The 9,628-nt window shown below is 53.2% G+C and carries 7 protein-coding genes and 1 pseudogene; 4 read left to right on the top strand and 4 right to left on the bottom strand.

What is annotated here, in order from left to right:
- Nucleotides 1-122, top strand: a pseudogene (locus OQK_RS02135) (TetR/AcrR family transcriptional regulator); the annotation flags it as partial.
- On the opposite strand, the gene fabF reads toward OQK_RS02135, so the two are convergent.
- The 4 genes from fabF to OQK_RS02155 form a co-directional block, all read right to left on the bottom strand.
- A complete protein-coding gene (fabF, locus tag OQK_RS02140; protein ID WP_038860441.1) occupies nt 119-1,393 on the bottom strand; it encodes a beta-ketoacyl-ACP synthase II in 1,275 nt (424 codons plus the stop codon). The pseudogene OQK_RS02135 and the gene fabF sit on opposite strands and share 4 nt — an antisense overlap.
- Nucleotides 1,394-1,598: 205 nt before the next feature.
- Nucleotides 1,599-1,934 carry a ComEA family DNA-binding protein gene (locus OQK_RS02145; protein WP_016770903.1) on the bottom strand — a complete coding sequence of 112 codons (336 nt, stop codon included), beginning with the start codon at nt 1,932-1,934 and terminating at the stop codon, nt 1,599-1,601.
- 110 nt (nt 1,935-2,044) lie between these two features.
- Nucleotides 2,045-4,039, bottom strand: coding sequence for a polysaccharide biosynthesis protein (locus OQK_RS02150; RefSeq protein ID WP_016770904.1), 1,995 nt, complete (start codon nt 4,037-4,039; stop codon nt 2,045-2,047).
- 261 nt (nt 4,040-4,300) lie between these two features.
- Nucleotides 4,301-6,901 carry a hypothetical protein gene (locus OQK_RS02155; RefSeq protein WP_016770905.1) on the bottom strand — a complete coding sequence of 867 codons (2,601 nt, stop codon included), beginning with the start codon at nt 6,899-6,901 and terminating at the stop codon, nt 4,301-4,303.
- Between the two features lie 302 nt (nt 6,902-7,203).
- Here OQK_RS02155 and OQK_RS02160 point away from each other — a divergent pair, with 302 nt between their 5' ends.
- The 3 genes from OQK_RS02160 to OQK_RS02170 form a co-directional block, all read left to right on the top strand.
- Nucleotides 7,204-8,313: a DegT/DnrJ/EryC1/StrS family aminotransferase gene (locus OQK_RS02160; RefSeq protein WP_016770906.1), complete on the top strand. Its 1,110-nt coding sequence runs from the start codon at nt 7,204-7,206 to the stop codon at nt 8,311-8,313.
- Nucleotides 8,255-9,250 carry a glycosyltransferase family 2 protein gene (locus OQK_RS02165; RefSeq protein ID WP_081489815.1) on the top strand — a complete coding sequence of 332 codons (996 nt, stop codon included), beginning with the start codon at nt 8,255-8,257 and terminating at the stop codon, nt 9,248-9,250. The genes OQK_RS02160 and OQK_RS02165 overlap by 59 nt, the downstream gene beginning before the upstream one ends.
- Nucleotides 9,247-9,628 (top strand): acyltransferase (locus OQK_RS02170; protein ID WP_038860444.1); only part of this gene is annotated, 382 nt, incomplete at its 3' end. The genes OQK_RS02165 and OQK_RS02170, both read left to right, overlap by 4 nt.

Raw genomic sequence — 9,628 nt, forward strand, 5'->3', positions numbered from 1 at the left:
GCATTGTCATCATGGCGACCCTGGCCGGCGCTCTTCTGCTGTCACGCAGCGTCGCGGATGCCGACTTCGCCCAGCGCATCCTCGACGTCACCCGCGAGCATCTCAAGCAATCGAGCGATTAACCTTCCCAGCGCTTGAACAACACGCTCGCATTGACCCCGCCAAAACCGAAGCCGTTGGACAATGCATATTCGATCGCCATCGACCGCGCCTCGCCATGGACAATGTCCACCCCTTGGCTCGCTGGATCCGGGTTTTCAAAGTTGAGCGTTGGTGGCACCACCTGATCACGAATCGCCAGCAGCGTGAAAATCGCCTCCAGCCCACCGGCCGCACCGAGCAAATGACCGGTGGCGGATTTGGTCGAAGTCACGGCGATCTTGTTCTGCGTGCCAAACAACGCCTTGATCGCCGCCAACTCGCCCAAATCACCGACCGGTGTTGAAGTGGCATGAGCGTTGAGATGCTGCACCTGCTCCGGCGTCACACCGCCCTGAGCCAGTGCCAATTGCATCGCCCGGCGTGCGCCGCTGCCGTCTTCCGGACCGGCGGTCAGATGGTAGGCATCGGCGGTGGTGCCGTAGCCAACCAGTTCGGCCAACGGTTTCGCCCCACGCGCCAGAGCATGCTCCAGCGACTCGATGACCAGCAGACCAGCGCCCTCACCCATTACGAAACCGTCACGCCCACTGTCGAAAGGACGTGAGGCTTTCTCAGGGGTGTCGTTGTAACCGCTGGACAGCGCCCGCGCCGCCGCGAAACCGGCGAGACTGACGCGATCGATCGAAGCTTCAGCACCGCCACATACGGCAATGTCCGCCTCACCTGCTCGGATCAACCGCGCCGCATCGCCGATCGCCTGAACACCTGCGGCACACGCGGTAACGGGCGCACCAAGCGGCCCTTTGAGGCCATGCTGGATCGACACATGACCCGCCGCGAGATTTACCAGAAACGATGGAATGGTGAACGGCGACAAACGCCGAGGACCACGGCTGTCGGTGGTACGCACCGCATCGGCAATCGCACCGAAACCGCCGACTCCCGAGCCGATGATCGTCGCAGTGCGCTCTTGGCTTTCAGCGTCCGCTGGATGCCAACCGGCCTGCTCCAGCGCCTGCCGCGCCGCTTCCATGGCGAACATGATGAAGCGATCCATCTTCTTCTGTTCCTTGGGCGGCGTCGCACGATCCGGATCAAACCCGGCCTCGGCATCCTCCTCCACCGTCGGCACACTCCCGCCGACCCGCGTCGGCAGATCAGCCACAACCGCATCTGGCAGATTACGCAACCCGGAACGACCGGCCAGCAAACGCTGCCAGACAATTTCAACATCACTGCCCAAGGGTGAAACCAGGCCCATGCCCGTGACGACGACTCGACGTTGGTTCATACCGTGGTTACCCCTTATCAATTCAAAATTCGACGTGCATCGGTGTGCTGCGATTCGGCTGCTGAATCAGTCCCGAGCGAAATTATTATAGGCATAATCAAGGCGCAATATGATACCCGTAATTTTCAGCGTTCAGGCATCCACCCGATCAGCGCTCAATAAAAAGGCCGGTCAATGACCGGCCTCTCGGCGTTGAACTGTCAGCTTAGTTCACTTCCAGCTTTTCACGATTGCGATCCAGAATCGCCTTGCCAATCCCCTTCACTTCCAGCAACTCATCCACCGACGCAAACGGCCCGTTTGTATCGCGATACGCAACAATCGCCTGCGCCTTCGCCTCACCCACACCCGCCAACTCCTTCTGCAACGTTGCCGCATCCGCGCCGTTGAGATCGACCTTGCCAGTCTGAGAAGGAGCAGCTGCATCCATCAGCAAAGGCGCCTTTATTGTCTCGGTGGGCGCTGCAGGCGCAGCAATCGCAGCGATCGAGGCGCTGGTGAGGAAAGCAAAAATCAGCGAGTAGAAATAACCGGTACGCATAAGTGACGCTCCATCATCGTTTTAGAAAGCAGCTTTTCCCAAGCTGCTCTCTAAACGTAGGTCATGATGGAGCTAAGTCAAAAATGCGAGCGTTACAGGATGTGAAACAATCAGGGCTCGAGACGACGTTGCTGGTAGATCCAGTCGACGATTTCGCCGTCGGGGGTGTAGCCGGAGACGGTTTCGCGCAGGAGCTGGCGGACGCGGGTGTAGTCGTCGGCCTCGACGGCTTTGAGCAGTTCGTTCAATCGGGTTTTCAGAACGTCCCAAGGAAGGTGATCCTCATTGGCGCACATGATCATCGGATGCGATGTCGCTGCGACGTTATCCCCGATGAGCAATTCCTCGTAGAGTTTTTCGCCCGGGCGCAAACCGGTGAACTCGATGGAGATGTCGCCCTGAGGATTGCGCTCCGATCGGATGCTCAGTCCGGACAGGTGAATCATTTTTTCCGCAAGTTCGACGATTTTTACCGGCTCACCCATATCCAAAACGAAGACATCCCCGCCCTGCCCCATAGAACCAGCCTGTATGACCAACTGTGCGGCTTCGGGGATGGTCATGAAGTAGCGGGTGATCTTGGGATGCGTGACCGTCAGCGGTCCGCCCGATTTGATCTGGCTGTGGAACAACGGAATCACCGACCCCGACGAACCCAGTACATTACCGAAACGCACCATGGTGAAGCGCGTTTTGTTGACTCGGGAGACATTGGAACGATCCCCAAACAATACGGGGGCAATCTCACGACTCAAAGCCTGTAGGACCAACTCGGCCAGACGCTTGGTGCTGCCCATGACGTTGGTAGGACGGACGGCCTTGTCGGTCGAGATCAATACAAAGTTTGAAACGCCAGACTGCAAAGCCGCCTGAGCGGTGTTGAGGGTGCCGATGGCGTTATTCAGAACACCTTCGGCGATGTTGTGCTCGACCATCGGCACATGTTTATAAGCTGCCGCATGGTAAACCGTATCGACCTTCCACGTTATCATCACATCGAGGAGCTTGTCCTGATGACGGATCGAACCGAGGATCGGCAGTAGCTTGACCGATACCGACTCACGACAGCCACGCTGCTCCAGCTCCGAGAGAATGCTGTAAAGGTTGAACTCGCTGTGTTCAAACAAAAGAAGTGTGGTGGGCTGCAAGGAAAAGATCTGTCGACACAGTTCAGACCCAATCGATCCCCCTGCCCCGGTTACCATGACAATCTTGCCTTTGATACACCGCTCCAGCAGATCAGGCTGAGCCGGCACCGCGTCGCGTCCCAACAAGTCGGCAATATCGACTTCCTGGATGTCTTCGACCTTCACTCGTCCGCTGGCCAGATCAGTGAAATTGGGAACACTGCGCACGTGCAGGGGAAAACCTTCAAGCAGGTGCAGAATCTCCCGGCGCCGGGCACGTGTAGATGATGGCAGGGCCAACAGAATCTCCTGAGCCCCAGTGACATCAATCATCTGCTGGATATGTTTGGGCTTATAGACTTGCAGGCCGGAGATGGAACGATCGGCGATGCTTGAATCATCATCGATAAACGCAACAGGCCGCATCACACGGCCCATGCGCAAAGCAGCCACCAACTGATTGCCTGCCACACCAGCACCGTAGATGGCCACTTTCGTCAGCCCATCATCGCGATTGGTGAACGGTACGTGCTGTGCAGCATTGAACCAGTCACCCATGAAGTACTGCCGCATCAACAAGCGCAGCCCACCGATAATGACCAGGCTCAGCCACCAGTAGTTGAAAATGATCGAGCGAGGTACAACCGTTTCGTGGTTGCTGTACCAATAGACCACCAATGCAAGAATCAGTGAAGACAGACTGACCGCTTTGATGATGGCCACGAGTGCATCATTGCCAAAGTAACGCATGACGGCACGATACATACCGAAACGAATGAACAAGGGAATAGCCACGACCGGGGCGCAAACGAACAACCAAAGATGTACTTTGATCGGGTTGACCATCTCATCAACGCCAAGACGCACGATAAATGCCATCCACAGTGCGGCCCATACGAGGACTGTATCCGTCAGCACTTGGATCAATCGTTTCTGCCTGCGCGGCAGCGCCAACAAAAATACGCGTAGCTTTCCCATATTCCCTCGCACCAATCTGACCTACTCCATTGGTTGAACCGGCTGACGCATTGTACGGAGTAAAGGATCGGGGTTACAGAAAAAACACGGGCGAAAGCACGCAGATTAATCGATTGGAGGCGACCGTTTCGTTTAACACTGGCGGAATTTTTGCGCAACGATGGCGAATCCAGCAACGCCTCCCTTGATGAGAGAAGTCCGGCTGCCGTTGATCATGAAGCGCCTGAAGGGTATACGCCCCTCAGGCGCGGAAAGCCGTACCTATGCTGCAGACTGCTGGGGCTCCTTCTTGCGGAGTACGAACAGGCACATGACACCCAGTAAATAGCTGATCACCCCGCAGATCGCCAGAAGAGTAGCCGTACGGAAATAGGGCATTTCGAATTTCGCTACTGCCTTATAGTTGCCTGCTGGCATTTCCCAGTACCGGAAGCCGTGAATATCCTTGGCTTGTATTTCGACTCCGTTCTCGAGAGTCATCGTCCAGCCTGGAAAGTAAGTTTCATTTTCGAGGAAAGCGAATCCGGAGTCAGACTTGACAACATATTTAATCTGATTGGGCTTATACAACGTGAGCCTTACTCGCTCATCGCCGGCATTGTTCTGCGACTTGATAGCGGTGATAGCCTCTTCCGCACCTGGTTGAGCTTTGAACAGAACCGGCGTCCAAGCCTTTTTCGCGTACGTCAGCAAATAAGGATTATCCATGATGTACCGCTGGCGGAGAAACTGCATTGGTCCGGAGTAATCCCCCACCATGTAAATGCCGGTGAGATACCCCTGATAACCATAGACGTAACCGCGGAACTCATCGCTCCGCTCTGCCCGAGTGTCGAGGCCCTCGATGCGCTGGGTGAGCAGTTTGGCAGGAGTCTCCAGTGACCCGAACTTACGTGAATGCTTCTCGCCAGTCTCCAGGCTGTTCCAATAAACCTGACCCGCTTCAATACGTATGAAGTCAGCTACTTGAATTGAGAAAAACAACACGAAAATAATCAGCGGACTCAATTTCAGGCGATGGATGCACAGCGCGACGATAACCCACAGGATCATAACGAGCGAGAAGACAAACGTGTCTTGGTTTGCCAGCAACGGATCCACAACGAAGTAAGTCAGCACACCGAAAATGACAAACCTGATCAGACGGTCTTTCACGACGCCAAAGCTGCTTGCCTTGTACTCCTGATAACCGAGCATGGCGAAATATATAAGCGCCAGCGCAATAAATCCGCGATAGTCAGCACTCGGGAATCGGCTGTAACCCAAAGGTGGAAATAACTTCACAGCGATGTCGAAAGCCCAACCGCCCATGGCCATAAGCAATGCACAGCAGGCAACAGCAGCCATTCCCAGATTGCGCTTGAAAATGCCCATATTCACGAAAAAGATGAATACGAACGGGATGATCAGAATATGCAGCGACCGCATCGAAATATCATTTGGGAGTCCGGCATAATCTATGCGCTGCATCAGACTCGTCAAATTCACAGGAGAAACAAACGTTTTCGCCAAGCTGCCAGCCTCAGAGGATCTTGCAATCTCCCCCTTGAGCATCAGTACTGGAAAAAATGCCGGCGACGCCATTATTACGCCGCTCATCATCAGTGCGCCCCCAATGACAAAGTGTTTCCATGAACATTCTCTGGCGACAGCAGAGACAAAAATCAAAACGAATGAAATGAACAACATGCTGATCGAAACGCCCGGATATCCCCCGGTCCACTGAAACAGCAACATCAACGGAAGGATAATCACCGGAAACGGTTTGATACCGTTTTTCATGAGATCTACCAGGCCGGCAAATATCCACGGTAGGAATACAAAGCTGCGCACGATGTCAAGGTGTTCAGAGTTACAGAAAAACCCGCCGAACAAGTTGTAGGCAACACCCCCAATGGTGGCGGTCAAAACATCGTGGCCGCCCTTGCGCAAGAGCACGTAGGCGCCGACGCCTGCGAAAAATACATGAGCGACTTGAAATACAACCGCAGCATGTACGGTGTAGGGCACGTCGAACACATAAAAGAAATAGTTGGGCAAATAAAACAGACCCGACTGCATATTCATCAGCAGTGGATAGCCCATTCCCTGGAAAGGAACCCACAAGGGGAACTGTCCTGACTGCAGGGATGTCAGCCAGTAATTGGGAACGGCATGGTAGGTGATTGAAAAGTCCCAAGGGAAGACGTTTTGCCCAAACACATGATCATAAAAAACGTACAAATTCAAACAAGCAAATAAAGCGATCACGAACAGCCATGAAGGAAGCGAGCGAAACAGTGAACTCAACTCTTTTGCAAAATGAATTAAAAGAAAAACCAGCAGTGCTGCGACAACGCCAGCCACCACGCTAAGTAACGCCCTGGCCTTGCTTAACGGACTCACATCAAAATGCAGTTCGAGCTCAGGGTCAAAGGCGTCCGCGTGCATGTCAATGAGGGTTTTGCCAGAAGCGCTGTCTATCCTCTCAATCTGATTGAGCGGCTTGAATGACATTCCGCCTGACATTAATTCCACACCAAAGATAGTGACGTTTGTCCCCCTGACCTCAACGCTTCCAGGCGAATTGAAAGGATCCCAGCGAACGGGAGATGCCACAATTGAAAGTGGATAAGCCAAGCGATTATCGCCTTTCTTCACGTCCAACTGCAGGGAGTTTCCTTCGCTATAACTTATCCCGTCATTAAAAAAAATCTGTGACACGCCGGACACACTCGACACCACGTCAATATTAAAAACGGGGCGACTGAAAGGCGAAACAAAAATCATGAAACTGAATAAAATCGAAAGAATCAGAATGCCGCGGCTATACTCCGCAAGTGTTTTTTTCTGGAGAATGTAAGAGCGAAAAAATGCATTCATATAAAAAAGACAAACTCTTGGATTTTTAGGAATTCGAAAAAAAACGCTTGCAAAATACAGCACTAGTGCGCAAAAAGCGAGGCATGGTGGCACGCTTCTAGCAGTGACTTATCAACAGTTTATAGCAATTGCACCTCTGATCCCCTCGGAAAAACGCCCTGGGCATACCCCACCCCGTATACGTCGCGCACGTCATTTCCGCAGCCTCAACGCTTGAGTTAAGGATGCCGCGCCTGCTCTGCCAATTGTGAAATAACCCTCCGCCCTTTATCATGCGGGCAGCCAAAAATTCTGGATAAACCATGGACGCCAAACAACAAATCCCCCTCTTTTCAGCCGTTGCCGCAAACGCAGGCATCGATTTTTCCGAACCCCTCATGCGTGTCGTCAATCGTCACTGGTACATCATGGGTGAAGAGGTCAAAGCGTTTGAGCGCGAATTTGCCGACTATGTCGGAGTACAGCACTGCATTTCCGTTGCCAATGGTTCCGAAGCTTTGGAAATCGCGTTGCTCGGCATGGGAGTTGGCCCAGGTGATCGCGTCGTCACCGTCGCTAACGCCGGATTCTACAGCAGCACTGCCATCAGAGCGGTTGGCGCCGAGCCGGTTTACGTCGACGTTGACGTCAGCACGCTTACCATGTGCCCCGAATCGCTGAAACAAGCGTTGAGCAAGCCGGCAAAAGTTGTCATCGTCACGCATCTTTATGGGCAACTGGCAGATATTCAGAACCTCGCTTCAATCGCCCGAGCATCGGGCGCAGCGGTGCTGGAAGACTGCGCCCAATCACATGGTGCCGGCTCGCAAGACGGCCAATGTGGCTCCTATGGCGACCTTGCATGTTTCAGCTTTTACCCGACGAAAAATCTCGGTGCACTGGGGGACGGAGGCGCGATCGTCACATCGTCGCCAGAGATTGCCGAACGTCTGATTAAGTTGCGGCAATATGGTTGGGCATCCAAGTACCACGTGACCGTACCTCTGGGGCGCAACAGCCGTCTGGATGAGATGCAGGCCGCGATCTTGCGCGTGAAGCTTCCACTGCTCGACCAATGGAACGCAGAGCGCCGATCCATCGCGAAGAAATACTGTGAAGCTTTCGCAGCACTGCCGGTGAAGTTGCCCGCCAGCTTGGGCAATGACTTTGTCGCACACTTGTTCGTATTGCGAGTGGAAAACCGCGACGACTTCACCCTTTATTTGAAAGAACACGGCATCAGCACCGACATTCACTATCCTGTTCCCGATCATTGGCAAACAGCTTATACATTGAATGAGTCGATCAGTTTGCCAGTTACTGAAGCCGCCAGTTCAAAGCTCGTTTCGCTCCCGTGCTTCCCTGGCTTGACCAATGAACAAGTTAATCGCGTCATCGAAGTCGTCTGCAACTTCTTCAAAAAGGGGGTTTAGTGTGTTGTCGCTTGTTATTCCAGTCTACCGCAACGAAGAATCAATTCCTTCGTTGCTACAAGCGATAGAAGACCTGAATACTAAACTCCAAGGTGAACTGGAAGTAGTATTTGTTGTAGATGGTAGTCCAGACCGTTCATTCGAACTGCTGCGCGATGTCCTGCCAACGCAGCCGTTCATATCACAACTGGTGCTTCTATCGAAGAACTTTGGTTCATTCATGGCGATCAGGACGGGGCTCCAGCACGCCAAAGGCACGACCTTTGCGGTCATGGCGGCAGATCTTCAGGAGCCTCCGAGCCTTGTTCTGACCATGAACGAGGTTCTGAAAAACCAGCCTGTCGATGTGGTTGTGGGAGTTCGGGAAAGCCGGGAAGACCCGTTCCTTTCAAAGCTTGCCTCGAAAACGTTCTGGGGGCTTTACAAGCGCTATGTCATTCCGGAAATGCCTGCCGGTGGCGTGGACATGTTTGGCTGCAATCTTGCTTTCCGCGACAATCTTCTGAAGCTGGAAGAACGCCATAGCTCTCTCATCGCACAGATTTTCTGGCTAGGCTTCCGTCGAGAGGTGGTGCTCTATTCCCGCGTGGCGCGGGAGCACGGCAAATCGGCGTGGACGCTTCGGAAAAAAGTTAATTACCTGATGGATAGCGTTTTTTCCTTTACAGATCTGCCTATCCGCTTATTGATCAGGGTCGGCGCGGCTGGCTCGTTTATTTCGTCGCTATATGGCATCAGCGTAGTTTTTTCCAAGCTCGCTGGACTCATTGAAGTACCGGGCTACGCGATGACGTTATTCATGATCACCTTTCTGGGTAGCCTCAATTTACTAGGTCTCGGCGTTGTGGGCTCGTATGCCTGGCGAACCTATGAAAATACCAAGGGACGTCCATTGGCAATCCCGATGCAAGCTCTTGAATTTGGAGTCTACAAATGACCGATTCACATAATTTTTTCGTTCATGAGCGCGCGATTTGCGAGTCCCAAACTGTTGGGGCCGGATCGCGAATCTGGGCATTTGCACATGTACTCCCGAATGCGAACATCGGCGACGATTGCAATATTTGTGATCATGTTTTCGTTGAAAATGATGTCGTTATCGGTTCTCGCGTTACACTTAAATGTGGCGTGCAGGTATGGGACGGCATCACCATCGAAGATGATGTGTTTGTCGGCCCAAACGTGACATTCACCAATGATATCTTCCCACGCAGCAAGGTTTATCCGACCGAGTTCGCCAGGACCATCATCAGAAAAGGCGCCTCGCTAGGTGCCAACTCAACCATTCTACCTGGTATTACCATCGGCTCATCGG

The sequence above is a fragment of the Pseudomonas sp. R62 genome (genome assembly GCF_000257605.1).
Lineage (GTDB): Bacteria > Pseudomonadota > Gammaproteobacteria > Pseudomonadales > Pseudomonadaceae > Aquipseudomonas > Aquipseudomonas atacamensis.